A 25,053-nucleotide genomic window follows, 5' to 3' on the forward strand; every position below is an offset into this window, starting at 1 on the left:
ATGTACTATAATGACGCTGCAATGCCTATTTTAGTTGCAGGCAAAAAAGCAGGTTTTGATAAATATGCGTTTTTAAACAATGGTCTTAGGCCCATCGTTAAGCATTTCGCTCATTTCGATGATCTTTTGGTCGATATCTGATACACATTTATCCATCATGGTAATGCATTCTTTCTCGTCAACAAGGCCTTCTTTCTCGAGGTTCATTAAACCGCGCAAAGTGGCTATAGGCCCACGGATCTGGTGTGAGAGATATGAAGAGTAATCGGAAAGCTTTTTATTCTTCACCTGCAGGTCTTTAGTACGCTCATCAATAATCTCCTCGAGGTGATGGTTAACCCTGTCAAGGTTATCCTTTTGGCGCGATACTTCCTCGTTAAGGCCGGTAAGCTGCTCGTTGGTGGCTGCTTTGCGTTTTACATTGCTAACCAGCAAGCCAATTACTACCAACAGCAGGCCCGCAACAACGGTTACTGCCCAAAATTTTATACGATCGTTTTGCTGGTTTACCAGCAACAACTCAGTGTCGCGCTGTTTGGCTTCCTGTTTAAACTGCTCTTGAATGAGGTTTATCTGGGTCGATTCGTTTGACTGGTGGATAGAACTATCCTGCTTAAAAATGAGTTGAAGGTAATGCAATGCCTTCTCGTAGTTCTTCTTTTTTGATTCTAACTGGTAAATGGTGTAGTTATAATCGTTAGTCAGCTTTTCATCTTTAAGAGCCACGGCATAAGCTTCGCCCTCGCGTACAATGCGCTCGGCTTCGTCAAACTTACCCTGGGCTATGTAAAGCGAGGCAAGCGTGAGGTTTGTGCTGGCCACCGGCTTATTCAGGTCAAGCTGTTTGGCCGATTTATTTGCGGCTAACAGCAGTTTCTCCGCCGCATCATACTGGTTAAGCCAATAGTATATCACCCCCCTGTTTTGCAAACACTGCACCAGGTTGGCCGAGTCTTTAAGGCTTATGAAAAGCGCATTACTCTTATCGTAGTAGTTAAGTGCCTGGTTAAAACTTTTCTTGCGGTAATAAACGTTACCAATGTTCATATATAGCGAAGCTGTAAGGCTGCTATCATTTAAACGTTCGGTTATAACAAGCGATTTTTTGAAATACTCTAAAGCCTTTGTAAGGTTATTATCAAGGTAAAGGTTACCAATATTGTTATCTACCCGTGCTTCGCTGCGCAGGTCTTTTGCTTTCTCGAAAGTGCTTAGGGCATTAAGGTAATCATTAATAGCGGCGGTGGCCTGGTTTAAGTAGTAATAACCAATACCTCTAACACGGTAAGCTTCGCCTATACCTGCCTTATAATCAAGCTTAACTGCCATATCCAAAGCTTTGCTTGCATCGGCTATGGTTTGCTCGGGGCTGGTTAAGCGATTGGCATAGGCCTGCTTGTTGAGTTTTATAATTTCAGTAGTATCCTTCAGCGTAACATCATCATTACCCTTCGCGTATACGATAAACGTAGTTAACAGGAAAAAGAGAAGAGTAAAGGTTTTATTCATCAGCACTCTATACGGTAATATATGGGTGAAAGTTATGAAATTAATTGCACATAATTATAGTGGTTAAAATTAACGAAAATTTGGGCAATAATTTTTTTTTAACAGTTGCTTGAAAATTAAAAAACATATTTATATTTGTATTGTTAATTTATTGATTGTTAATAAGTTAGACTGATATTGGCGTATTATTACGTTGCCGAAAATAATATTCCATACGGTAAACTTTATCAACCTATAATTACATCAGGAATTAAAAGTGTGTAGTTAGGCAAAATGAAAAAGTATTAGCAAGCAAGATAGTTAAATAAAAATGTTAATCAATACTAAAATGAAAAAAACTGTACTTGGATACATCTTACTCCTCAGCGGAATATTCTTGACGTCTTGCATTAAGCACACAAGCGTTCGTACAAGTATGGATGTGCTGCTAAAGGCAACCATTGGGATGAGAAAAGACGTGGGTACAGCAGATTAATTTTTTAACACAACAACAAAGACCATTAAAATTCAACACGATATGAAAAAGGTAATAGCAGCAGCAGTAATAATCATGGCAACAAGCGGCCTACTGGCATCAACCTCAAAACAGGATGACAACAAAGTGCAAAACACTGCAAAAATTGAACAGCCTACATCAGCTTTCAGAAAAGAAGTAGGTACAGCCGACTAATTGCCCAAGCATACCATTCATACAACCGGATAACAGAACTTAAGAACTTAGAAATTATGAAAAAGATCATTATAGCAGCAATCATCGTGGCAACATCAGGCATACTGCCTTCATGCACCAAACAAGCAGATCTTAAATCAACTGCACGTTACGAGCGCAGCACGTCATCAAACCTTAAAGATATTGGCACTGCCGACTAATAACGATACCGGATCATAATTAACAAAAGAGATTATTCAATACCCCTGATAAAAGAAACTTAAAAATTTAAAACATGAAAAAGTCAATCATTGCAGCAGCCGTAATCCTATCAACCGGCATCCTTTCAGCAAATGCATTTATGCACCGCGATACTACCCTCGCTACCCCTTCTATCCCGCAGAAAGAAGAAAACGCACCGGTAGCAACAAATGCTGACCAGGTTAGCAAAATGACTAAAAAAGATATCGGTACTGCCGACTAATTACAACAAAGCCAATAACAAACAACAGATATAAAAACATTTAAAATATAAAAGACAATCATGAAAAAGTTCATCATAGCAGCAGCAGTAGTTTTATCAACAGGTTTATCAGTAGCTAACGCAACCATCACTAAAAAAGATATCGGTACCGCTGATTCAACCAAAAAAGACATTGGTACTGCTGATACTAAGAAAGACATCGGTACTGCTGATACCAAAAAAGACATTGGCACTGCAGATACTAAAAAAGATATCGGTACTGCTGACTAATTATCGCAACCACAGCCTTATTCCAAAACAAGAGATTTCAATTAACAACAGATATAAAAACATTCAAAATATAACAACATGAAAAAGTTCATCATAGCAGCAGCAGTAGTTTTATCAACAGGTTTATCAGTAGCTAACGCAGCAACAGGCACTAAAAAAGACATTGGCACTGCAGACGTAACCAAAAAAGATATCGGCACTGCTGACACTAAGAAAGACATAGGTACTGCTGATACCAAAAAAGACATTGGCACTGCAGATACTAAAAAAGATATCGGTACTGCTGACTAATTATCGCAACCACAGCCTTATTCCAAAACAAGAGATTTCAATTAACAACAGATATAAAAACATTCAAAATATAACAACATGAAAAAGTTCATCATAGCAGCAGCAGTAGTTTTATCAACAGGTTTATCAGTAGCTAACGCAGCAACAGGCACTAAAAAAGACATTGGCACTGCAGACGTAACCAAAAAAGATATCGGCACTGCTGACACTAAGAAAGACATAGGTACTGCTGATACCAAAAAAGACATTGGCACTGCAGATACTAAAAAAGATATCGGTACTGCTGACTAATTATCGCAACCACAGCCTTATTCCACAATAACAAATAGCATTAACAACAAATAACAATCCCCCAATAAAAGACAACATGAAAAAGTTCATTATAGCAGCAGCAGTAATTTTATCAACAGGTTTATCAGTAGCTAACGCAGCAACAGGCACTAAAAAAGACATCGGCACTGCAGACGTAACCAAAAAAGATATCGGTACTGCTGACACTAAAAAAGACATAGGTACTGCTGATACCAAAAAAGACATTGGCACCGCAGATACTAAAAAAGATATCGGTACTGCTGACTAATTATCACCGCAGCCTTATTCCACAACAAAAGATTTCAATAACAACAGATATAAAAACATTCAAAATATAACAACATGAAAAAGTTCATCATAGCAGCAGCAGTAGTTTTATCAACAGGTTTATCAGTAGCTAACGCAGCAACAGGCACTAAAAAAGACATTGGCACTGCAGACGTAACCAAAAAAGATATCGGCACTGCTGACACTAAGAAAGACATAGGTACTGCTGATACCAAAAAAGACATTGGCACTGCAGATACTAAAAAAGATATCGGTACTGCTGACTAATTATCGCAACCACAGCCTTATTCCACAATAACAAATAGCACTAACACAACAAATAACAATACCCCTAACAAGACATAACAACATGAAAAAGTTCATTATAGCAGCAGCAGTAATTTTATCAACAGGTTTATCAGTAGCTAACGCAGCAACAGGCACTAAAAAAGACATTGGCACCGCAGATGTAACCAAAAAAGATATTGGTACTGCTGATACAAAGAAAGACATAGGTACCGCTGATACCAAAAAAGACATTGGCACTGCAGATACTAAAAAAGATATCGGTACTGCTGACTAATTGTTTCCCGTACTACTATATATAATAAGATATACTCTACATGAAAAAGATAATCATAGCAGCAGCATTAGTTTTAACTTCGGCCGTTACAGCATATTCACTATCAAACAAAAATGATAGCGCACAAAAAACGGTTAACGCCAAAGAAGAGATCAGCAACCTTAAGGTAAAAGTTACCTCTGCTACTCCTAAATCAGACATTGCTACCGCCGACTAATTAAGGGCGACCTACATAAATAAAAATGCCCCGTTGTTTTGAACGAGGCATTTGAGAAAGCCGCAAGGCCCATAGTAACTTTTACTTACAATGCCGGTTTACCAGCTGTTTTAAATTGACTGCAATTATCCAGCTTATATATTAAGGTATATCCGGCAGTTTCATCAGTAACCTGCCTGCCGTCTGCAGCATTAACCTTAAGTGGTTTTTGGGCCAGTTCCTGGGCCGATAATTTAAAGGCTACATTAATTGAATCTTTCATCCCCTCTTGCATAAAGCTCCAAACAGCTTTTATTTCGTCGCCGGTTATTGTACCGTTTAAGGTGCCTTTACGGCTATCCTTTTCTTTTGGCAACCATTTCATTTCGCCGGTTACTTTGCCACTCTTTAATAATAGGTGTACAGCTGTAGTATCCTGGTTACTTGTACCCTCGGTGTGTATAAAGCAATAATCCATATCCTGGGCGGGTGCTTTCATCCCAGATGTTGCGGCGGTATCACCGGTGGCAGTTGCGGTTGTATCAGCTTTTTTATCGCCATTGCCGGCACATGAGGCCAGTGCAAGCGCACATATAATTACATAAGGTTTCATTTGCCCTGTTTTGTTTGTTTATCTTACAACAGCAATAGTTATCAAATGTTCGCCAACGTTATTTATGCAAAACATCAACCTCAAATATCTGCCCACCATACGCACGCCGAACATAACCCTGCGACCAATAAATATTAATGATGCAGAACAGTTGTATAAGTTAAGGAAAGATCCCAAGATAATGCGCTACATAGACAGGCCATTAATGGAGTCGATTGATGACGCCGGTAAACTCATCAATCTGATACTTGATCTGCAACAACGCCACGAGGCTGCCATGTGGGCTATTACTTTGCCCGGAGATGAGGACATGATAGGTAACATCGGCTTTTGGGAAGTTACGCCCGAGCATTACAGATCTGAGATTGGTTATATGCTATCTCCCCAATACCAGGGCAGGGGCATTATGAGCGCCGCTATCAAAGAAATAACAAAAGTTGGTTTTAAAACACTGGGCTTCCATTCTATTGCAGCAAATGTAAACCCGCATAATCAGGCATCTATTAAACTGCTCAAAAATGCTGGTTTTGTGCAAGAAGCCTACTTTAAAGAAAACTATTATTTCGAGGGGAAATTTCTGGATAGCATAGTCTTTAGCATAGTGGATAACAATAGTTGAATGTGCTTTAAAATTTGTTAGTTGGACATTTATCTATATATTGCCTTCGTTATGGCTTTAAGCATGCATTTTATGTGTAAGCTTAAGCAAAAACAGAATTAATACATTACTTACAGAAAACAAAAAACTTAAACATGGCAGCAAAAAGTGAAGGCGCAATTACCGCCTATTCAGTAAAAACCAAAACCAAGAACGTTCCAATGATCGATCCTGTGATCGATGTAAAATCAGGCAGATACATTGCTACCGGTACAGATGCAGCAGGCAACAAAATGGCTGCTATTATGGGCAAAGCTGCTGCTGAAGAGCATATCAAAAACGGCAACGCTAAAAAAGGCTCTGGCTGGTAAATAATAATGATATTATTAAAAAAGCCTCACCAAATTGGTGAGGCTTTTTTGTTACCAGGTAGTATATGGTTTTACTGATAACAGCGCATTGGTATATCTGCTATCGTAACTTACCTCTTCAGCCACCCAGTCGGGCTTTTCAAATGCCTCATCCTCTTTATCCAATTCAATCTCGGCTACGATAAGGCCCTGGTTAGCGCCTTCAAAAACATCAACTTCCCATAAATGGCCGGCATAGTTAATATTGTAGCGTGTTTTCTCTAATGATGTTGTGGCAAACTCTTTTAGTATCTGCTCGCCATTAGCTTTTGGTATCTCATACTCAAACTCGCTCCTGCTTATACCTTCGGCCGCTCCTTTTAGGGTAATGTAGGCGCTGGTATCAGTTACGCGGATGCGAACGGTACGTTTTTCTTCGTTTAAAATATAGCCTTGTTTGTATACATTACCTTTTGGCTTATTTACTTTGTCCCATTTATTATGGTCAACTAAAAACTTTCTTTCTATCTCGGTGCCCATTGTCTCTTAATTTTTACAGTATCATTTTTTGCCTGTTTGCGTTCAAAACTAAAGTTTTTAAACGTGCTAAAGTTAATGAAATGTTAAAACGGGCTTTGTTGAGGGTAAGCGCTTAAGGTAAATGTTTATATTAGCCCAGCTACATTTTATTGAGATATGAACCCTAAGAAATTTGCGTTGTTTTTGCTGTTGTGTGCCTGTTCAGTTTCAACCGCTTTTGCACAAAGAGATACCATTGGAGTAAGAACTATAGTTGCTAAAACCGCCCAGTATATTAACGCTTTCCCTTTTGAGAAAGTTTACCTGCACCTTGATAAACCTTATTACACAGCAGGCGATACGATATGGTTTAAAGCTTATGTAACTATTGATAAACACCAGCCAACCGTATTAAGTAACGTTGTTTACGTTGATATTGCCAACAGCAAAGATTCGTTAATAAAGATATTGAAGCTGCCGGTTGCAAACGGCGTAGCGCATGGCAATATACTTTTGCCTGCAAATATTTACCGCCAGGGCAACTACCATTTAAGGGCATATACCCAATATATGCGTAATTACGACCCTGATTACTACTTTAATAAAAACATCACCATTGGCAACTCCATACAAGAAGGTATTAATGCCAATATTAAGTTTAAAAATGCTGGCACAAAACCAGTTGCCGAAATAAGTTATAAAGAAACCGGTGGAACCGCCATCAGTAACAGAAGGGTTAACTGGAGTATAGCCAACGCCAACGGCGACGAAGTGGCAAAAGGTAAAGCCACAACAGATGCCAACGGCAACATATCTGTACCGCTTACCGAGGCAGCAAATATTAACCTGCAAAAAGCCACCCTGATAGCCAACCTGGAAACAGCAGATCGTAAAGAAAAACTTGACAGGTTTCCGTTACAGGGGGCAGCTACCCGGCACGATGTTCAATTTTTCCCGGAAGGTGGAGAGCTTACCCTGGGTGTAGGTTCTAAAATAGCCTTCAAAGCTATTGACGAAAGTGGGCTGGGTGCCGATATAAAAGGTACACTGGTTGATAATACGGGCGCTACCGTTGCTCAGTTGCAATCGCAGCATTTAGGTATGGGTGTATTTACACTTACACCAGAAGATGGCAAAACGTATAAAGCTAACATAACATTTGCAGATGGCTCAACAGCTTCTTATGATATGCCACGTATTAAGCCATCGGGCATAAGCCTTTCTATTAATAATGCCGATGCCACCAATATAGCTTTAAAAATTACTGCCAACGAGCCGTATTTTAGCGCCAACCAGGGCAAGCTGTATTATATTTTAGCGCAAAGCGGTGGCGCCGTTTATTTTGCTGCCCAAACGGCTTTAAACGAAAAAACTGCTGTTTCTACCATCCCTAAAGAAAAATTCCCTACAGGTATTGTGCAATTTAGCCTGATGAGCGAGCGCGGTGTTATACTGGCAGAGCGTATAGTTTTTGTGCAACGTAATGATGCACTGAACATATCGCTCTCATCAGATAAAAAAACATATACTACCCGCCAGAGGGTGCACCTGCAGGTAGCTGCTAAAAAAGGCATAGCACCGGTTGCCGGCGATTTTTCTATCTCTGTAGTTGATGAAAGTAAAGTACCTTTTGATGAGGAGAATGAGACCACCATCCTTTCAAACCTTTTGCTCACTTCAGATTTAAAAGGATATATCGAAAAACCTAATTACTATTTCCTCAGCAAAAACGCAAATGCATCAGCAGATCTTGATGTGCTGATGCTTACGCAAGGCTACCGCCGCATATCATACCGAAATATTATATTGAATAAGTTGCCGCAAATTACCCTGCAGCCAGAGCAAAACGGACTTGAGCTTACCGGTATGCTGCGCAACAACTCGGGGATGCCTATCTCTCGCGGAAACCTGCGTATACAGATCCCATCAAAAAGGTTTGTAACCGAGACCTTCACCGATATGGAAGGAAACTTTAAAGTATCCAAACTGGATTACGCCGATTCGGCAGAGATTGTTCTTAATGCGCGTGGTAACGTAAACAGCCGCAACCTGGTTATATCTGTTAACGGCGATCCTTTTCAGCCGGCCACCAAAAATGTATACGGGCTTGATGAAATAACTAATATTGACAGCGCTTTTAAAACCTTGCTGGTAAACAGTAAAAGGCAATATGATAATACGCATACCTTAAAAGAGGTAACTATTAAGGCAACATCATTGGTTAAAAAGCCAAGTTACAGGGATTATAGCATGCTTACGGGCCTGCCCGGCATGGCCGACCAAACACTTAACGGCGATAGGTTTAAAGACTGCCCTAACCTATTTGTTTGTTTACCCTCTAACCTGTTAGCAGTAACAGCGCAGGACAATAACCTTTATTTCAGTAAAAACATGTCAAACCCCAACAAATTACCTATACAGATATTTGTGAACGGTAAGGTGGTTGATTACCCATATCTTAACAGTATAGCGGGGCGCGATGTTGAAATAATTGAAATGTTTAAATCAGACGGAGTAAGCTCGATCAACAAGAATTACCAGTCAGACGGTATTATATCTATCATCACCCGCAAACCGCCAAAAGGCGAAAAAATAACATTCCAGCAATTGCAGGATATGTTACCAAAAGGCAACGTGTTAAATTATAATGGTTTTGGTTACGCTGTTGCCAAAGAGTTTTATTCGCCTAAGTACGATGCACTTAAACAAGGCACTTTTGGCGGCGATCTGCGCAGTACCATTTACTGGAGCCCTAAGGTTAAAACTGATAAAGTTACGGGCGCTACCTCGGTAGATTTCTTTAATGCTGATGGCCGTGGTACCTACCGCGCCACTATTGAAGGTTTTGATGCCGAAGGAAATCTGGGTAGATATATTTACAGATATACGGTAAAGTAAGTAGTTAATTACAAGCCAATTATTCATACATTTAAGTGATTAAACCTAAATGTTATGGATATTTCACAAATCAATTTTCCGGCTGTTTTGATAGCCGCATTATCCGGCTTTGCCGTTGGCGGTATTTGGTACGCCCGTGCTGTTTTCGGCAACGCTTGGATGGCCGATAGCGGCCTCACTGCTGATGAGATCGAAAAAGGTAGCAAAGGCAAAATCTTTGGCTTTACTGCTTTCTTTTCGCTGCTAATGGCAGTTAACCTTGCCATGTTTTTGGCCGATGCAAAAACAGATGTAAGCTGGGGCGCAACTGCCGGCTTCCTCGCCGGCATCTGGACATTTAGCGCCATTGCCATCCACAGCCTGTTTGAGCTAAAAAGCTGGCGATTGATATTCATAAATGGTGGGTACAGCGTTGTTTCGCTTACGCTGATGGGCGCTATTATAGGCCTTTGGCGCTGATTATTGATATTTGTTAAAATTTTGTTTGTGCCGCGTAGTTAAATGACAGTTTTGTGAAGCACATTACCGAACAATAGCTTTTACTTAGCGTTATTCATTATATCGTAAAACACTATTTATGAGTAACGTAACAAGCATGTTCCCGCAAACATTTACACTTGGCGGCGAACTTACCGTAAACCGTTTGGGCTATGGTGCCATGCGCATTACCGGCAAAGGCATCTGGGGCCCACCAAAAGATAAAGACGAGGCTATACGCGTTCTTAAACGTGCAGTTGAGCTGGGTGTTAACTTTATTGACACAGCAGACAGCTACGGCCCGCATATCTCAGAAGAATTAATTGCCGAGGCGTTATACCCTTATGCAACCGGCCTGGTAATTGGTACCAAAGGCGGCCTGCTACGCACCGGCCCCGACCAATGGCCTGTTGATGCCAGCCCCAAACATCTTGAAAAAGCCTTAGAAGGCAGTTTAAAACGTTTAAAGCTCGATCAGATAGATCTTTATCAGCTTCACCGTATTGATTCTAACGTACCTGCCGAAGAAAGCTTTGAGTTTTTGAGAACAGCACAGCAAGAAGGCAAAATAGCGCATATTGGCTTATCAGAGGTTGATATTGATGATATCAAAAAAGCGCAGGATTACTTTGAGGTGGTATCGGTACAAAACATGTACAGCGTTGATAATCGCAAATGGGAAGGCGTTTTAAACTACTGCGAGGATAATGATATTGCCTTTATCCCGTGGTTCCCGCTTAATGCAGGTAACGTAGCCAGCCAGGAGATCTTGCAAAAGGTTGCCGAAAAACATGGCGCAACCGTGCACCAGGTAGCTTTGAACTGGTTGCTTAACCATTCAAAAAACATCTTGCTAATACCGGGTACATCAAGCGTGGCCCACCTGGAAGAGAACATGAAAACCGCTGAGTTGGCACTGGATGCTGATGATATTGACAAATTGGATGGCATATCGCCTCCAATAGGTTAATTGCAAAAGAACTTGTGAAGGATGCCCGCCCATGGCATCCTTTTTTATTTTATGCTAACTTTACCGTCGTGAAAAGCAAAGAAGATATCCTCGATAAATACTACAGCGCCGGTGCCGATGGCCTGCCCGAAATTTCTGCCGATGGTTTGCTTAAAGCTATGGAAGAATATCGTATCGAGGCAGAAGAAGCTGCCTTTGCAGCAGCCCGCCAAACCGATAACGGTGCACCGCTCTACCCTACCTTTGCCGATTATAAAACCAGCACCGAAGTAAAACCCGTTGAGCCTACCGAAAACGACCGCGTAAAATTTGTGGCCGATAGTATTGTTGAACAGTTTCTGCCATCAGACCCTACCGCGCAGCATTTCTCGTTCCAGTTTCGTACGGGTGGTAAAGAATACACCGCACGCTACATCCGCAATGCGCAGGGCTATTGGGAGTACGAATCTTTTGTGTAATTAAACCGCAGCTACTTTAAATGGCTTGATATCTACCGTTTCCCACACTTTTTGGGTAATGTAGGGTTCACCTTGTTTCCAGGCTTCCAGTTGCTCTTCGGTCTCAAACTGCATTACCATTACAGATCCTATCATTTTGCCGTCGTCATCTAACATGGCGCCACCAAGAACAAAATTGCCGCTGGCTTTTAGTTCTTTTGCGCCGTCTAAATGGTGCGGGCGTACATTCATGCGGCGCTCCGTGGCGCCTTCGTCGGTATAATCGTATGCGGTTATCAGGTATTGGTTCATTGGTATTTTTAAAAGGTCAATAAGGCAAATGTAAGCGATGTTTAATCTACCGAAAGCGCCTTTGAAAAATATTTTCAAAAGGATGCAAATAATAACTGTCGTTTTTACAATATTTGTTTTCCGATTATTAACCAATTTATGAGCGCTCAACTTCAACAGGAATTTGTAAACCATTACGGCAAACAAGCCACCAACACATATTTTTCTCCCGGCCGTGTTAACCTCATAGGCGAACACATTGATTACAACGGCGGTTTGGTAATGCCATGTGCTATCACTTTTGGCACCTACCTGCTTGTAGCGCCTAATAACGAAGGCGTTTTCCGGTTTAAAAGCATAAACTTTGATGAGCAGGCTGAAGTATCCCTGCAAGCCGACCATAAAAAAGAAGGTGAGGTTTGGTATAATTATCCGGTTGGCGTTATCAACTACTTTCAACAAGCCGGTAAAGAACTACAAGGCCTGGATATGCTTTATTACGGGGATATCCCTATCGGCTCGGGCCTGTCATCTTCTGCATCAATAGAAGTAGTTACAGCCTTTGCCTTGAATGATCTGTTCAATGCGGGTTACAGTCGCCTGGATTTGGTGAAATTATCACAATCTGTAGAAAATAAATTCATCGGCGTAAGCTGCGGCATTATGGATCAGTTTGCTGTTGCTTTTGGCGAAGAGAACAAAGCGTTAAAACTGGATTGCAACTCGCTGGATTATGAGGCAGTTGACAGCAACCTGGGCAATTACGTTCTGGCTATCATCAACACCAACAAGCCGCGCAAACTGGCCGAATCAAAATACAACGAACGCGTACATGAATGCCAAACGGCGCTTAAAGCCCTGCAACAGCAACTGAACATTAAATACCTGTGCGATATTGATACCGAAACCTTTAATAAATGCAAGGGCCTGATAGAGGACGCCACCGTGCTTAAACGCGCCCAGCATGTTGTTGAAGAGAATGACCGCGTTAAACTGGCCGCTGAAGCTTTGAACGATAACAACCTTGCCGAATTTGGCCGCTTAATGTATGCTTCGCATGATTCGTTACGTGACCTGTACGAGGTAAGTGGTAAAGAATTGGATACCGTTGTAGAATATGCAAAAACTAATCCTAACGTAGCAGGAGCCCGCATGACCGGCGCCGGTTTTGGCGGCTGTGCCATTGCTTTGGTAAAAAATACAGCTTTTGCCCAATTCAGCCAGGAAGTTACCGCATACTATACCGATAAAATTGGTTATGCCCCGTCTATTTATAGCTCGCTGATTGGCGATGGCGTAGGTACATTGAATGAAGTTGTAAAATCGTAGATTTGCAGCTTCATACCATCCAATGCGCAAACTAAAACTCGACGAACTTAACCGTGCTTCTGTAGAAGAATTTAAGGCCCAGGATAAACTGCCTGTAGCCGTAGTGCTTGATAATGTGCGCAGCATGCATAATATCGGCTCTATATTCCGTACATCAGATGGTTTTGCGGTTGAGCAGATCTGCCTTTGCGGAATAACGGCACAACCACCGCACCGAGAGATCGAAAAAACCGCGTTGGGCGCTACTAACTCTGTAAACTGGCAATATTTTGAAACACCTGTACAGGCCGTTGAACATCTGCGTGCAGAAGGTTATGTGATCATTGCTATAGAACAAGCCGAGAACAGCACCATGTTGAATACCTTTACCCCTGAGCAGGGCAAAAAATACGCGCTCATTTTCGGTAACGAGGTAAATGGTGTAAGCGACGAGGTGATGGAGCAGATAGATGCCTGTATCGAAATCCCCCAATTCGGCACCAAACACTCTTTTAATATCGTAGTATCGGCAGGTATTGTACTTTGGGATTTTTACTCGAAGATAGTTCATAGTTCATAGTTCATAGTTCATAGTTCATAGTGGGAATTTAAGTAAGTGCGCAAAGTTTATTAACTTGCATAGGCTATGAACCATTAACCATAATCTATGAACCCACCGAGCCCTCTTGCCAAAAAACTGCAAATGAAACCCGGCCAAACCTGGCTGATACTGAACGCCCCTGAAGATTACCTGGCTACGCTTGAACCTCTTCCTGAAAGTGTTGAGTTAACATTCGCTTTGGGCAAAGCCGTTAGTGGCATACAGGTGTTTGTTAAAACCAGTACTGAGTTGAGTGAAGTTTTAAAACAGTTACAAACTTCTTTAAAAGATGATACTGTGCTTTGGGTGATCTACCCCAAGAAAAACTCGGGCATTGAAACCGACCTGGAAATGATGAGTGGCTGGGAAGTGACCAAACCTTACGGCCTACGACCGGTAGCCTCTGCAGCCATCAACAACACCTGGACCACGCTGCGTTTCCGCCCCGAACACCTGGTAAAACACTCTGAAGCCAGCGCGGCATCTATCCGTAAAGAAAACGACTACTCGGAGTTTATTGATGTAGATAAAAAGCAAATAACACTACCACCCTACCTGCACGAGGCACTTGCTGCAGAACCTGCAGCAATGGCTTATTATGAGAAACTGGCATGGTCACACCGTAAAGAGTACGTGGTATGGATATTAAGCGCCAAACAGGAACAAACCCGTGCTAACCGCATCAGTAAAATGGTAGAGATGTTGCTGGCGGGAAAGAAAAATCCGTCGGAGAAATAAAAGGTAGCCCTTTTAAGATAGGTTCTTCGTTAGGAATGGCAGTAAGCAATATGAATCGGTAGTGGATGTTACTTTCTTTTCTCTCAAAAGAAAGTAACCAAAGAAAAGTCGCGGCTTGGTAACGCGCTACAATGGTTTTGCTACTGCAATGCCTGTGCTACCCGCACGTTACACTATGCCGCTGTGTTCGTTGGCGTTGGGTTCGGCTCTCTCTAAATCTCATTTTGTCATGCTGAGGAACGAAGCATCTATCTGCTGTAGAAATGAACGCGGTTAGATTCTTCGCTACGCTCAGAATGACAAGTTTGTAAATACGTCATTTCAAGGAGCAATAGCGACGTGGCAATCCCCGACTTGCAGAGCCGATTGTCCTAAAGAGATTATCGATGTGTTTAATTTCCTTCTAAGGTATCAATGAGCTCCCTTTTGTCAGTTGCCTTCTTACCTCGCAATGACGGGTGAAAAGTTCGCGTTGATTTAATACTCATTAATCCCCACAAATCCAACATCTTAAACAACAATTTCTCAATTATTATTCGTTCTAAATTATTAAAAGCCTGCGCATTATGTGGTAAAACATTTTATAGTACTTAAACTTGTGGCATGGATAATTTTATGGCCGCGAGGTCGCAGATGGCACTGTCACTGGGCTTCCACATCATTTTCTCGTGCATTGGCATGGTGATGCCGTTCTTTATGGCGGTATCACACTTTTTATGGTTACGCACCGGCAAACAGGTGTACCAAAATGTAACCAAAGCATGGAGCAAAGGTGTGGCCATCTTCTTTGCCACCGGCGCAGTATCCGGCACGGTATTATCCTTTGAGTTGGGGTTGCTGTGGCCTACCTTTATGAAACACGCGGGGCCCATCTTCGGGATGCCATTTTCATTAGAAGGCACTGCATTTTTTATTGAAGCAATAGCGCTTGGCTTTTTCCTCTACGGCTGGAAACGCTTTAACCGCTGGTTCCACTGGTTTACGGGCGTTGTGGTAGGCGTAAGCGGCTTAACATCCGGCATACTGGTTGTTGCCGCCAACAGCTGGATGAACAGCCCTACCGGCTTTGATTTTGTAAACGGACAGTACACCAACATTGATCCTATAAAAGCAATGTTTAACCCGGCGTGGTTCTCGCAAGCCCTGCACATGTGTATAGCGGCTTTTGCAGCTACCGGCTTTGCAGTAGCAGGGGTGCATGCACTAATGATGCTGCGCAAAAGCAGTGTTGACTTTCACCTGCGCTCGTTTAAAATTGCAGCCATATTTGGTGTGGTGGCGGCCATATTGCAACCGCTAAGCGGCGATGTATCAGCCAAAATGGTAGCCAAACGTCAGCCCGCTAAACTGGCCGCTATGGAAGCACATTTTAAAACAGAACCCTACTCACCCCTTATTATCGGCGGCATTCCTGATGTAAAGAACAAGAAAGTAGACTACGCCATCGAGTTGCCCGGCATGCTCAGCTTTTTGGTGTACGATGATTTTAAAACACCCGTAAAAGGCCTCGACGAGATACCAGAGCAGGACCATCCACCCGTTGCGGTTACCCATTATGCTTTCCAGATAATGGTAGCACTGGGTATGGCCATGATGGCTTTGGGAGTTATTTATATCATCGCCATTTGGAAAAAGAAAGGCTGGTTTGAGAAAGGCTGGTTCCTGAAATTATTTATCCTGGCCACTCCCATCGGTTTCATTGCCGTTGAGGCCGGATGGACAGTGACCGAGGTTGGCCGACAGCCATGGATAATACAAGGCGTAATGCGCACCGCCGATGCAGTAACGCCTATGCCAGGCATCCATTATTCCTTCTACCTGTTTACGGCGGTGTATTTCACGCTGAGCATTGCAGTTATATTTTTGCTGTACCGCCAAATAAAAATGGTACCCGTTATTTATGATGTTAACCCTCAAACCAAATAATAGCTTATGATCTACGTAGTGATTGTTTTTTTGTGGGTTTCGTTGCTGTTGTACCTCGTAATGGGCGGGGCGGATTTTGGCGCGGGTATTATTGAGCTATTTACCTCAACGCCCAATAAATCGCGTACCCGGCGCATCATGTATAATGCCATTGGGCCAATATGGGAAGCTAACCACATGTGGCTCATCATTGCCATAGTGATACTGTTTGTGGGTTTCCCTACCATTTACGCCACCATGTCAACCTACCTGCACATCCCGCTTACCGTGATGCTGATGGGGATCATTGCCCGGGGTACTGCCCTCACCTTCCGTAACTACGATGCGGTGAATGATAACATGCAGAAGATCTATAACAAGATCTTCGTTTATTCCAGCTTTATTACGCCGCTATTCCTGGGTATTATTGCCGGCAGCGCGGTAAGTGGTCGCGTAGATCCTCAGGCCAATAATTTTATGGATGCCTACGTTTACAGCTGGTTAAACTGGTTCTCGGTAGCTATTGGCTTCTTCACCACATCGCTTTGCGGCTTCCTTGCTGCCATTTATCTCATCGGCGAAGCGCGCGATGACGCCGAGCGCCGCAGTTTTATCCGCAAGGCACGTATTATGAATGTAGCGGCGGTTGTCTCAGGCGGGGTGGTGTTTATCGTATCTATAAAAGAGAATATCCCTTTGGTGCAATGGGTGTTCGGCAATTTTATCGGCATTGCAGCGGTGGGGCTGGCGAGTATATCGCTGGTATTGCTCTGGTATTTGATCAGTAAAGGTAAACGCTACATCATCCGTGTGCTGGCCGGTTTCCAGATGACCATGATCTTGCTTACCACTACTTATAAACACTATCCCAACATCGTTATATTAAAAGGCGGCGGCCACCTTTCGCTGATAGAACATCGCGGGGCTGATAAAGCCATCCAGGCATTGGGCATTGCACTATTGCTGGGCAGTATATTGATTTTACCGGCGCTGTTTTACCTGGTGTGGAGTTTCCAAAAGAAATCGGCCAATGGCGATGCTGATCTGCACCATTGAACTATCTTTGCCTGTAAAAATCATTTGCCATGCGTAAACTTGTATTGCTTACCTGTTGCCTGTTCTTTGGCCTGAGTGTATCTGCGCAAACCACTTTAAGGGAACAGATCACAGAGCTATCTAAAGATGCCAAAGGCAAAGTTGGTGTGGCCATGCTTGATCTAAAAACCGGCGATACGCTAACCATCAATGGTAAAAGGCCGTTAGTGATGCAGAGCACTTTCAAATTCCCTATCGCCGTTGCTGTTTTGCACAAGGCCGATAAAGGACTTTTAAAGCTTGATGATAAACTGCACATCACTAAAAAAGACCTGCCGGAGAATTATAGTCCGCTACGCGATAAACACCCGGATGGCAACGTAGATATCACCATCCGCGAACTGTTGGATTATATGCTGATATGGAGCGATAACGATGCCTGCGATATTCTGCTCAACCGTGTTTGCAGCAAGGCTGAAGTTGAAAAATATATGCATCAATTGGGCGGCCTGTCGTTCAGGATACGGGCTACCGAAGATGAGATGAAGCACAACTGGAAGGCCCAATTCACTGATGTATGTACCCTGTGGGATATGGCGAACCTGCTTAAAACGGTAAGGCACGGCAGCGCTCTTTCGGCCAAAAACACGGATTACATCCTCACAACCATGGCCAAAACCGAAGTGGGCAAAAAGCGCATAAAAGGTTTACTACCCGAGGGTACTGTGGTAATACACCGCACCGGCACATCAGCAACCGATCCAAAAACAGGTATCTCTCCCGCAACCAATGATGCAGGCATTATTAACATGCCCGGTGGAAGACAAGTGATTTTGGTAGTTTTTGTTACCGATTCAAAAGCAGACGACGATACCCGCGAAGCCGTTATTGCCCGCATTGCTAAAGCCGTTTACGATAACCGGTTAAAAAACTAAGCGCCAAATAGTTTCTCTACCAAAGCGTCCTTGCGTGATGCCGATACTTCTATCTCAGTACCATCGGCCATCTCGAGGGTGCCCCCATCGCCTTTGCGGTATTTTACAATATAATCCAGGTTAACTATCACAGAACGATTAATGCGCAGGAAATAGGCTTCGGTAAGTACGTTCTCATATTCCTTAAGCGTTTTTGAAACCACTATCTTTTTGGCATCGCTGAGGTAAAATGTGCTGTAATTGCTCATGGCCTCAACCCTTATGATGCTGGTTTTATCTACCAGGTAAACGCCTTCGGCAGTGGGTAGTGCCAGACGGTTGCGCGAGAGATCTTCAACCTTTTTTGTTTTATCCTGCTCAAAAACGCGCTTTTTTAAACGGAAGATGGCAGTGTGTAGTTCATCCTCATCAATAGGTTTCAGCAGGTAATCAACTGCGCTGAGGCGTAGCGCTTCGAGGGTGTAGCTGTCATAGGCCGTAGTGAAAATGACCTGAAAGTTAAACGCTCCCAGTTTTTCTAAAAACTGGAAGCCGTTCAGTCCGGGCATTTCAACATCAAGAAATAAAACATCAGGCTCCAGATCCATCATTTTAGACAGGGCCTTGTACGGATCGTTAAAAACAGCCATCACCTCAAGATCGCCCTCAAAGCCTTTCAGCTTGCGGTTTAGCAGGGAGCTGCCCCGCTCTTCATCGTCCAATATAACGGCTTTAAGCATAGGTAGTGTTTCGGCGTATTGCATATCTAAGATAAAGTTTATTTCTCAATAGTTTAAAAATTAATCACTTAGCGTTAAGTTCGGTGCTACCGAAACCCACCTCGCTACCGGTATTTACTACGGCAAGTTTCCCGTCCTTATACATCATGAACAAAGCAGAAGCGCTCGGAATATCATACATGTAAGTGGCTACGCCCGCATAAGGCACAAAGTCGTAAACCTGGGTTCCGGCTATTTTATCAAACGATACTGAATTAGCGCCCTTATTAAAATATACTGTCATCGGAGCATCGAAATTAAGCTTGGAATATTTTATAGTCCCTTCGAAATTTTTACCCCTTAACTGGTTTGCCCCTACAGGCAATAGCATAGCCGATGTAATATTCATGCCCGCTATTGTCCAGTCGGTTATTTGTTTGTTTTGCAGGTTAAAGTAGCCATTATCACTAAGTGTTATGCGGTCTTTTGTAACCGTATAATTTAAGTTGTTTATCCCGTTAATATTCACCAGCGATGCCTTCCTATTTGCATCAAAGGTCATCACAAAGGGGCTTTCGGCCCCGCCATCGGCAGCTATAACGCTTTTCATGGTACCGCGGATGTAGTAATTTTCGAGGCCGCTTGCTTTTTCACTTTTATCTTTCTTACATGCCGCCATCAACAACGGCAGCATGCACAGCATCATCAAAAACTTTCTCATGCCGATGCTTTAAAAGGTGTACTTAATACCAAACCCGCCGTTGGCCGATGTAAAGCCGCCGCCGTTGTTAACCACATAAACGGGCTGCCAGTCGGCACTGATGGCGATGGGTACATTCTTGATCTTGTATTCCAACCCTAATGCACCCACCACGCCGAAACTGGTTGTAGACGCTTCATCAGCAATAAACTGGTTATCACTGTCAACATTCAGATAGCCGAAGTAGCCACCGCCACCTACGTACCAGCGTAAGCCCGGCGCACCGGCAATTTTGCCATGATGCTCATAAAGTGCTGTGAAATTTATCTCAGAACCCAGATCGCCAAGGCTGTGGTATTGCAGGATACCCTCGAGTGCACCTTTCTCGTTCAGAAAATGCTTGCCGGTGATAGAGATGCCGTACAGGAATTTGATACCCAAGGCTGTTTTATAATAATCATCATACGACGGGGTAACGCTGTGTTTTGCAGGTGCTGCAGATGATGCTGATGTAGTTGTTGAACGCGTTTCTGTTACCACAGCTTTTTTATCATCCGGTTTAGTGACAGTTGTTGTTTGCGTAGCCACCTTTTTACGGGTTTTGGCTTTTTTGCTTTGTGCCGATGCTGTTACAGCAAAGGCGGTGATCATTATAATAATGAGTGTCAATATCTTTTTCATGGTTGTTGTATGATGTATTAATTAGTAAAATATTTTACCTGGTTACCGTTCAGGTGCGAAGCAAGCAGACCTTTGCCATCGGGCGTAAAAGCCATCCCGAATACATTTGTGCCGACTTGTAATTCTTTTGTACATCCGGTATAAGCATTGTTGCCCGCAGGGAGCTTGTCAGGATCTATCAGCGTAACTTTTCCGTCTTCGGGCGTGGCAATTGCAAGTGCACCATTCGTCAGGGCCACATCAACCGGGTGATTTGTCTTGTAAACACCCGTGATCTCGCTGAAATCGCCGTTAGATTTCAGGGTGCAGCGCATTACCGAACCATCAACATAAGAGGTTAAATACATGGTTTTGCCGCTGATGGCCATTCCCTTAATACTACCCAGATCGCTCGCTATGATCTGTACCGTAGCAGCGCCCATAGGGTTTGTTACGCGAACAAGGTTACCGCGGCCATCATTGGCTATGTACATGCGGCCATTATCGTCAAAAGCAATACCGCGTGGGTTTACAAAACCGCCGCTTATGCCGTTGCCCTGTATAAGCGAATTGTATTGGTAAGTTACCGCACCACCTTGTATCACTTTTCTATAGGTGCGGATGCCCGCCGTGCCTTCAGTTTCGGCTATATACAGGTTTTCGTCGTTATCAAAAGCCGCAGCCTCGGCACCACGACTTGAAAACTCAATAAGTGGTTGAGCTTTGGCCAGAAAATCGCTGTAGCTTTTCCAAACACTGGTGGGGCCGTACAAACCATATCCCGAGAAGCCGTTGTAAGTACTAACCGCCACCATGCCCGATTTTGAAATAGCAAGCCCACATGGTTTGGTATAATCTGCTGTTGTTTTTGCAACAAACTCCAGCCTGGCGCAAGGGTCGCTATCTTTGTTTTTATCTTTTTTACAGGCTGTAAAACTCCCTGCTGCTGCAAACATTAGCAGCAGGGATAGTATCATTTTCTTTTTCATGGTATTGTGTGTAAAGTATGTTAATTGGTTACTGCAGGTGTGCCATTATATTGGCCGGTTATATTGCCATTGGCAGTTTGTATGTTGAGGTCAATCTTGTAAGCACCATCTGTTTTGCTTACCGTAATGATACCACCGGTAGTGTTAATGCTGTTACCGCTTAAACCTATTGCAGTAGCCCAAAAGTTGGTTTGGGCATTATAGCCCTGGAAACGATCTCCGTGATAGGTTAATGTTCCTTCGGGGATGGCAGTTACGTTGGCAAAGCTTATCTGCAGGTAATCGCCGGGATCGGTTGAGGTAAGCTCCAGGAAGATGTCGCCGCCGATGTGTTTCTCGTTAGCACTGGCTACTTTGTAAGTAGTGCCATTGTAGATATAGCCCGATCCGCCACCACCCGGACCATCATTTTTATCTTTTTTACAGGCAGTGAATGAAAATAACAAGGCAACAATAATTGCCAATGCTGAGGTTAATTTTAAAGTTTTCATGAGGTTGTAATTTTAATTATGTAATAGATGTTATTTGTTTGTTGAACCAAATGTAGATGAGGTATTTAAGCTATTTTCTGAGGATGAGCCTCGCAGGGTTAGCGGATGAGTGAATAGGGATTTTAAGCGAGGGAGTGATTTTATTTACTTTAAGGAAACAGAGGGATGTAAAAGTTTTGACTCACCCCTGCCCCTCTCTGCTACGCAAAGAGGGGATTGCGCTCTTTTTTATTTTATTTACCCTCTTTTCGCGCAGCGAAGAGAGGGTCGCGCACGAAGTGTCGCGAGGTGAGTAAACTACTCCAACCAAGTCTTCAACTGCCCCATCATAGCCTGCGTCCATGTGCCGCCGCAGTGGGTATTGCAGCTGTTATCGGTTACGCCGCCGCTGCGGGCTTTTACGGGCGAGTTGGCCGGTATCTGATCGTATAGGGCTTTACCGTTAAAGTCGCCCTCGTTGTTACCGGCGCAATTGATACTAAAAACCGGGATCTTAAAATGCTGTGCCTTCCAGGTATCAGCACCGCCGCAGGCAGCCAGCACTCCCTTGCTGTATGATAGCGTGTTATTTACGGTTATATCTGTCAACAACATAAAGCTGGCATAAGAGAACCCCGCCACCGCCGACTTGCTCTTATCCACCCCATACTTCCCGGCAAGGGCAACAATACATTTATCATAATCCTGTGCTATTTGGGCGGCGCTATTATTCCAGTCGGCGTTGCCTGCTGTTTTGCGGTATTGTACAATGGCGGCCACGTAGCCGTTTTTTGCAGCAGTCTGGCAAAGGTCCGTTTCGGCGCCACCCTCAAGGCTGCCTGGGGTAGGATTATTCTCATCATTACCGCTGCCTACCACCAGTACGCCTTTGTACTGGCTTTGGCCGTTTGCTGTAAATACTTTGTAGGTGATACCGTTAGCGGTTTCGGTTTTCTGGCTTACACCATCGGCTTGTTGCGGTTTACCAGGGTCATTCCCGTTGTTTTTGCTGCATGCTGCTACCAGCAGTATGCAAGCGCTTAAAAGGTACTTTTTCATGGATGGTTACTGATTTGATGTACCTCAAAAGAGCGGTATAAAGAGCATCCTAAAATTCCGACTGAGTGAAACAACGTTTTGAATGAGCGAACAAGCCTTGCGGCTTAGCAAGGCATTAGTGCATTCTGTATAATTATTCAGTATTTTGGATGTAGATAAAACGTCCTGATTATGAAAGCATTCAAGCGATCGGTAATTGCCTTATTTCTATTTCCGTTTTTAACAAATACCATTGCTTATGCGCAATTGCGGGGCCTCGGCTACATTGATTCGATAAAAAAAGATCTCAAAAAAAATCCGGCGGTTGATACTAACCGGATCAAATCATATTACAGGATAGCTAATGATTACACCTATATAGATGTTGACTCGGCCTTGCATTATGCAGATATAGGAATGGCATTGGCACAAAAACTAAATTTTAAAAAAGCTATAGCAGCTTTTCATTCGCTTTACGCAGATGTGGCCAGCGACAGAGGCGAGTATGATAAAGCCATCGAATTGTATAACAAGGCTGTTTCCATTGATATCGAAATAGGCAACAAAAACAATCTCGCATCAGCGTACAACAATATAGGTACTGCAAACCAGCGCAGGGGCAATTTTATCGAATCGTTAAAATACAATTTCAGGGCACTGAAAATTGCCGAGGAAATAAAATCGTATTACTTAATGGGAACTTTGTATAACAATATATCAAAGGTTTTTATAGCCCAGGCCAATTATGACAAGGCACTTTATTATAGCTCAAAAGCGCTAAAATTACATACCCAACAGCATGATAAGGATGGAATGGCATCAGCCACTAACAGTATTGCCGACGTTTTTTATTTACAAAAAAATCGCAAAAAGGCTAACGAGTATTATCGAAAGGCGCATGAGCTTTACAAAGCAGTAAATAATACATTGGGAGAAGCGACGGCCCTTTCGCGTTTGGGCCTCATCTATGAAGGTGTTGATCGCGAAAAAAAGTTAAGCTATCTTTTAGAAGCTCAAAAAATGTTTGATGCGTTTTCGCCAAAGCATCCCTCATCAATCACAAATATTGGCAACATAGGTGATCTGTATGCAGAAACAATAATCACTAACAAACCCCTTACAGGTAAATTACCACCCGGCGTGCCGTCAGACAAAGAAAAGATCTCAGCCTTGGCCAAACAGTATTTAAACAGGGCTATATCATACGCTACTGAAACAGATGACACCGATGACCTGAGTTATTTTTCTGAAGATCTGGCTCTGCTACAGGAAAAAGAAGGCGATTTTAAAGGCGCGCTTCAAAACTATCGCAAAGCTAAAGGCATAAACGATTCGCTTTATTCGCAGCAAAGCAAAAACAAGCTGGCTATGATGGAAGCTCAATACCAGTTTCAGAAAAAGGAAGATGCTTACAAACAACAGCAGCAGATCTCGGCGCTTAAAATGCGGCAGATAGTATTAGTGAGCGTGCTGGTGTTTATTGTAGCGGTTGCGGTAATGATATTGCTGTTGAATCGTGCCCGTATCAAGCAACTTCGTTTAAAGAACGAGCTGCAGCGCAAAGAGGCCGAAGAACAAGCCCGCGAATTGCTTTATCGAAATAAACTATCTGAAAGCGAATTGAAAGCCATTCGCTCGCAAATGAACCCGCACTTTATTTTTAACGTGCTGAACTCTATTGAATCGTACGTTTTAGAGAACGATTCAAAAACCGCCAGCCGGCTGGTGCAAAAATTTGCTACACTAAGCCGTTTGATACTGGAAAACTCCACCCAAAGCATGGTGGTTGCCGAGCGCGAGTGGAAAGCACTGAAACTTTATACCGAACTGGAAGCCATTCGTTTTAACCACCAGTTCAGCTATGAGTTTTATGCCGATCCTGATCTGGACATGACCAAACTGATGCTGCCCCCTATGTTGGTACAGCCACTGATAGAGAACTCGATACACCACGGTCTGCGCAATTCTACTGCCGAAAAGCCTGCTGTTAATGTTAGGTTAGAGCAAACGGATGCCGTTATTTATTTCACCGTTGATGATACCGGTATAGGCATGGATGAAGCTGAAAAGTTTAAGACCCACTCTTCTGTAAAAAGTAAATCCATCGGGCTGAATGCCATCCGCGAACGTATTGAGATCATCAACGCCATGAACAACGGCAACCACGCCGCATTTGAAGTGCGCCCTAAAACTGTTGATGAAGGGACGGGTACGGTGGCCGTGCTTACGCTGCCAAAGGTTTTGAAGAGTACTTAACCTAAA

At 43.2% G+C, this 25,053-nt stretch carries 33 protein-coding genes; 23 read left to right on the plus strand and 10 right to left on the minus strand.

All coding sequences use genetic code 11. From position 1 onward, the window contains the following. Nucleotides 1-72: 72 nt before the first annotated feature. Nucleotides 73-1,509, minus strand: a complete 1,437-nt coding sequence (locus tag D0C36_RS04105; protein ID WP_117390289.1) for a tetratricopeptide repeat protein — start codon at nt 1,507-1,509, stop codon at nt 73-75. 517 nt (nt 1,510-2,026) lie between these two features. Between D0C36_RS04105 and D0C36_RS24455 the strand changes: the two genes are divergently transcribed. From D0C36_RS24455 to D0C36_RS24465, 10 genes are all read left to right on the plus strand, one after another. Continuing rightward, the gene (locus D0C36_RS24455; protein ID WP_158557068.1) at nt 2,027-2,179 is read left to right on the plus strand and encodes a hypothetical protein; all 153 of its coding nucleotides are present in this window, start codon (nt 2,027-2,029) and stop codon (nt 2,177-2,179) included. 56 nt (nt 2,180-2,235) lie between these two features. Beyond that, entirely contained in the window at nt 2,236-2,379 is a 144-nt protein-coding gene (locus tag D0C36_RS24460) for a hypothetical protein (RefSeq protein WP_158557069.1), read from the plus strand. Between the two features lie 74 nt (nt 2,380-2,453). Continuing rightward, on the plus strand, nt 2,454-2,642 hold the full coding sequence (locus D0C36_RS04110; RefSeq protein ID WP_117390290.1) for a hypothetical protein: 189 nt from the start codon (nt 2,454-2,456) through the stop codon (nt 2,640-2,642). A gap of 60 nt (nt 2,643-2,702) precedes the next feature. Beyond that, nucleotides 2,703-2,912 (plus strand): hypothetical protein, encoded by a 210-nt coding sequence (locus tag D0C36_RS04115; RefSeq protein WP_117390291.1) that lies wholly within the window; start codon nt 2,703-2,705, stop codon nt 2,910-2,912. 78 nt (nt 2,913-2,990) lie between these two features. Continuing rightward, complete coding sequence (locus tag D0C36_RS04120; RefSeq protein WP_117390292.1) at nt 2,991-3,203, plus strand: hypothetical protein; 213 nt, start codon at nt 2,991-2,993, stop codon at nt 3,201-3,203. A 78-nt stretch (nt 3,204-3,281) separates the two neighbouring features. Beyond that, nucleotides 3,282-3,494, plus strand: coding sequence for a hypothetical protein (locus tag D0C36_RS04125; protein ID WP_117390292.1), 213 nt, complete (start codon nt 3,282-3,284; stop codon nt 3,492-3,494). Between the two features lie 76 nt (nt 3,495-3,570). Further along, nucleotides 3,571-3,783, plus strand: a complete 213-nt coding sequence (locus tag D0C36_RS04130; protein ID WP_117390293.1) for a hypothetical protein — start codon at nt 3,571-3,573, stop codon at nt 3,781-3,783. Nucleotides 3,784-3,857: 74 nt separating this feature from the next. Continuing rightward, nucleotides 3,858-4,070: a hypothetical protein gene (locus tag D0C36_RS04135; RefSeq protein WP_117390292.1), complete on the plus strand. Its 213-nt coding sequence runs from the start codon at nt 3,858-3,860 to the stop codon at nt 4,068-4,070. A gap of 82 nt (nt 4,071-4,152) precedes the next feature. Continuing rightward, nucleotides 4,153-4,365, plus strand: coding sequence for a hypothetical protein (locus tag D0C36_RS04140; RefSeq protein ID WP_117390293.1), 213 nt, complete (start codon nt 4,153-4,155; stop codon nt 4,363-4,365). 40 nt (nt 4,366-4,405) lie between these two features. After that, a complete protein-coding gene (locus D0C36_RS24465) occupies nt 4,406-4,582 on the plus strand; it encodes a hypothetical protein (protein ID WP_158557070.1) in 177 nt (58 codons plus the stop codon). Nucleotides 4,583-4,667: 85 nt separating this feature from the next. Here D0C36_RS24465 and D0C36_RS04145 read toward each other — a convergent pair whose 3' ends face one another. Continuing rightward, nucleotides 4,668-5,174 (minus strand): hypothetical protein, encoded by a 507-nt coding sequence (locus D0C36_RS04145; RefSeq protein WP_117390294.1) that lies wholly within the window; start codon nt 5,172-5,174, stop codon nt 4,668-4,670. A gap of 64 nt (nt 5,175-5,238) precedes the next feature. Between D0C36_RS04145 and D0C36_RS04150 the strand changes: the two genes are divergently transcribed. Next, nucleotides 5,239-5,793, plus strand: coding sequence for a GNAT family N-acetyltransferase (locus D0C36_RS04150; RefSeq protein ID WP_147321925.1), 555 nt, complete (start codon nt 5,239-5,241; stop codon nt 5,791-5,793). Nucleotides 5,794-5,927: 134 nt separating this feature from the next. Then, entirely contained in the window at nt 5,928-6,143 is a 216-nt protein-coding gene (locus D0C36_RS04155) for a hypothetical protein (protein WP_117390296.1), read from the plus strand. Nucleotides 6,144-6,194: 51 nt separating this feature from the next. Here the strand turns inward: D0C36_RS04155 and D0C36_RS04160 are convergent, their stop codons facing one another. Next, the gene (locus D0C36_RS04160) at nt 6,195-6,662 is read right to left on the minus strand and encodes a CYTH domain-containing protein (protein WP_117390297.1); all 468 of its coding nucleotides are present in this window, start codon (nt 6,660-6,662) and stop codon (nt 6,195-6,197) included. Nucleotides 6,663-6,818: 156 nt separating this feature from the next. Between D0C36_RS04160 and D0C36_RS04165 the strand changes: the two genes are divergently transcribed. The 4 genes from D0C36_RS04165 (at nt 6,819) to D0C36_RS04180 (ending at nt 11,444) form a co-directional block, all read left to right on the plus strand. Next, nucleotides 6,819-9,539, plus strand: a complete 2,721-nt coding sequence (locus D0C36_RS04165) for a carboxypeptidase regulatory-like domain-containing protein (RefSeq protein WP_117390298.1) — start codon at nt 6,819-6,821, stop codon at nt 9,537-9,539. A 54-nt stretch (nt 9,540-9,593) separates the two neighbouring features. Further along, nucleotides 9,594-9,998, plus strand: coding sequence for a DUF1761 domain-containing protein (locus D0C36_RS04170; RefSeq protein WP_117390299.1), 405 nt, complete (start codon nt 9,594-9,596; stop codon nt 9,996-9,998). Between the two features lie 118 nt (nt 9,999-10,116). After that, nucleotides 10,117-10,986 (plus strand): aldo/keto reductase, encoded by an 870-nt coding sequence (locus tag D0C36_RS04175; protein WP_117390300.1) that lies wholly within the window; start codon nt 10,117-10,119, stop codon nt 10,984-10,986. 68 nt (nt 10,987-11,054) lie between these two features. Further along, nucleotides 11,055-11,444: a hypothetical protein gene (locus D0C36_RS04180; RefSeq protein WP_147321926.1), complete on the plus strand. Its 390-nt coding sequence runs from the start codon at nt 11,055-11,057 to the stop codon at nt 11,442-11,444. On the opposite strand, the gene D0C36_RS04185 is transcribed toward D0C36_RS04180, so the two are convergent. Beyond that, a complete protein-coding gene (locus tag D0C36_RS04185) occupies nt 11,445-11,813 on the minus strand; it encodes a YciI family protein (RefSeq protein WP_233524404.1) in 369 nt (122 codons plus the stop codon). Between the two features lie 60 nt (nt 11,814-11,873). Between D0C36_RS04185 and D0C36_RS04190 the strand changes: the two genes are divergently transcribed. From D0C36_RS04190 to bla, 6 genes are all read left to right on the plus strand, one after another. Beyond that, a complete protein-coding gene (locus D0C36_RS04190; protein WP_117390302.1) occupies nt 11,874-13,043 on the plus strand; it encodes a galactokinase in 1,170 nt (389 codons plus the stop codon). 22 nt (nt 13,044-13,065) lie between these two features. Beyond that, entirely contained in the window at nt 13,066-13,602 is a 537-nt protein-coding gene (locus tag D0C36_RS04195) for an RNA methyltransferase (protein ID WP_117390303.1), read from the plus strand. An 87-nt stretch (nt 13,603-13,689) separates the two neighbouring features. Continuing rightward, on the plus strand, nt 13,690-14,361 hold the full coding sequence (locus D0C36_RS04200) for a YdeI/OmpD-associated family protein (RefSeq protein ID WP_117390304.1): 672 nt from the start codon (nt 13,690-13,692) through the stop codon (nt 14,359-14,361). 603 nt (nt 14,362-14,964) lie between these two features. Beyond that, nucleotides 14,965-16,287: a cytochrome ubiquinol oxidase subunit I gene (locus tag D0C36_RS04205; RefSeq protein WP_117390305.1), complete on the plus strand. Its 1,323-nt coding sequence runs from the start codon at nt 14,965-14,967 to the stop codon at nt 16,285-16,287. Nucleotides 16,288-16,293: 6 nt separating this feature from the next. Beyond that, nucleotides 16,294-17,322, plus strand: coding sequence for a cytochrome d ubiquinol oxidase subunit II (locus D0C36_RS04210; RefSeq protein ID WP_117390306.1), 1,029 nt, complete (start codon nt 16,294-16,296; stop codon nt 17,320-17,322). A gap of 29 nt (nt 17,323-17,351) precedes the next feature. Beyond that, nucleotides 17,352-18,236, plus strand: coding sequence for a class A beta-lactamase (bla, locus tag D0C36_RS04215; protein WP_117390307.1), 885 nt, complete (start codon nt 17,352-17,354; stop codon nt 18,234-18,236). Here bla and D0C36_RS04220 read toward each other — a convergent pair. The 6 genes from D0C36_RS04220 to D0C36_RS04245 form a co-directional block, all read right to left on the minus strand. Further along, on the minus strand, nt 18,233-18,979 hold the full coding sequence (locus D0C36_RS04220; protein WP_233524406.1) for a LytR/AlgR family response regulator transcription factor: 747 nt from the start codon (nt 18,977-18,979) through the stop codon (nt 18,233-18,235). The two genes, bla and D0C36_RS04220, sit on opposite strands and share 4 nt — an antisense overlap. 40 nt (nt 18,980-19,019) lie before the next feature. Beyond that, nucleotides 19,020-19,655, minus strand: coding sequence for a hypothetical protein (locus D0C36_RS04225; protein WP_147321927.1), 636 nt, complete (start codon nt 19,653-19,655; stop codon nt 19,020-19,022). A 9-nt stretch (nt 19,656-19,664) separates the two neighbouring features. Then, complete coding sequence (locus D0C36_RS04230) at nt 19,665-20,315, minus strand: hypothetical protein (RefSeq protein WP_117390309.1); 651 nt, start codon at nt 20,313-20,315, stop codon at nt 19,665-19,667. A gap of 17 nt (nt 20,316-20,332) precedes the next feature. Continuing rightward, nucleotides 20,333-21,283: an NHL repeat-containing protein gene (locus D0C36_RS04235; RefSeq protein WP_117390310.1), complete on the minus strand. Its 951-nt coding sequence runs from the start codon at nt 21,281-21,283 to the stop codon at nt 20,333-20,335. Between the two features lie 20 nt (nt 21,284-21,303). Then, the gene (locus tag D0C36_RS04240; protein WP_117390311.1) at nt 21,304-21,774 is read right to left on the minus strand and encodes a hypothetical protein; all 471 of its coding nucleotides are present in this window, start codon (nt 21,772-21,774) and stop codon (nt 21,304-21,306) included. 297 nt (nt 21,775-22,071) lie between these two features. Next, nucleotides 22,072-22,812: a hypothetical protein gene (locus D0C36_RS04245; protein ID WP_117390312.1), complete on the minus strand. Its 741-nt coding sequence runs from the start codon at nt 22,810-22,812 to the stop codon at nt 22,072-22,074. A 171-nt stretch (nt 22,813-22,983) separates the two neighbouring features. Here D0C36_RS04245 and D0C36_RS04250 point away from each other — a divergent pair, with 171 nt between their 5' ends. Then, a complete protein-coding gene (locus D0C36_RS04250; protein ID WP_117390313.1) occupies nt 22,984-25,047 on the plus strand; it encodes a tetratricopeptide repeat protein in 2,064 nt (687 codons plus the stop codon). The last annotated feature ends 6 nt before the right edge of the window (nt 25,048-25,053 follow it).

This window comes from Mucilaginibacter conchicola (genome assembly GCF_003432115.1).
In the GTDB taxonomy this organism is placed as follows: Bacteria; Bacteroidota; Bacteroidia; order Sphingobacteriales; family Sphingobacteriaceae; genus Mucilaginibacter; species Mucilaginibacter conchicola.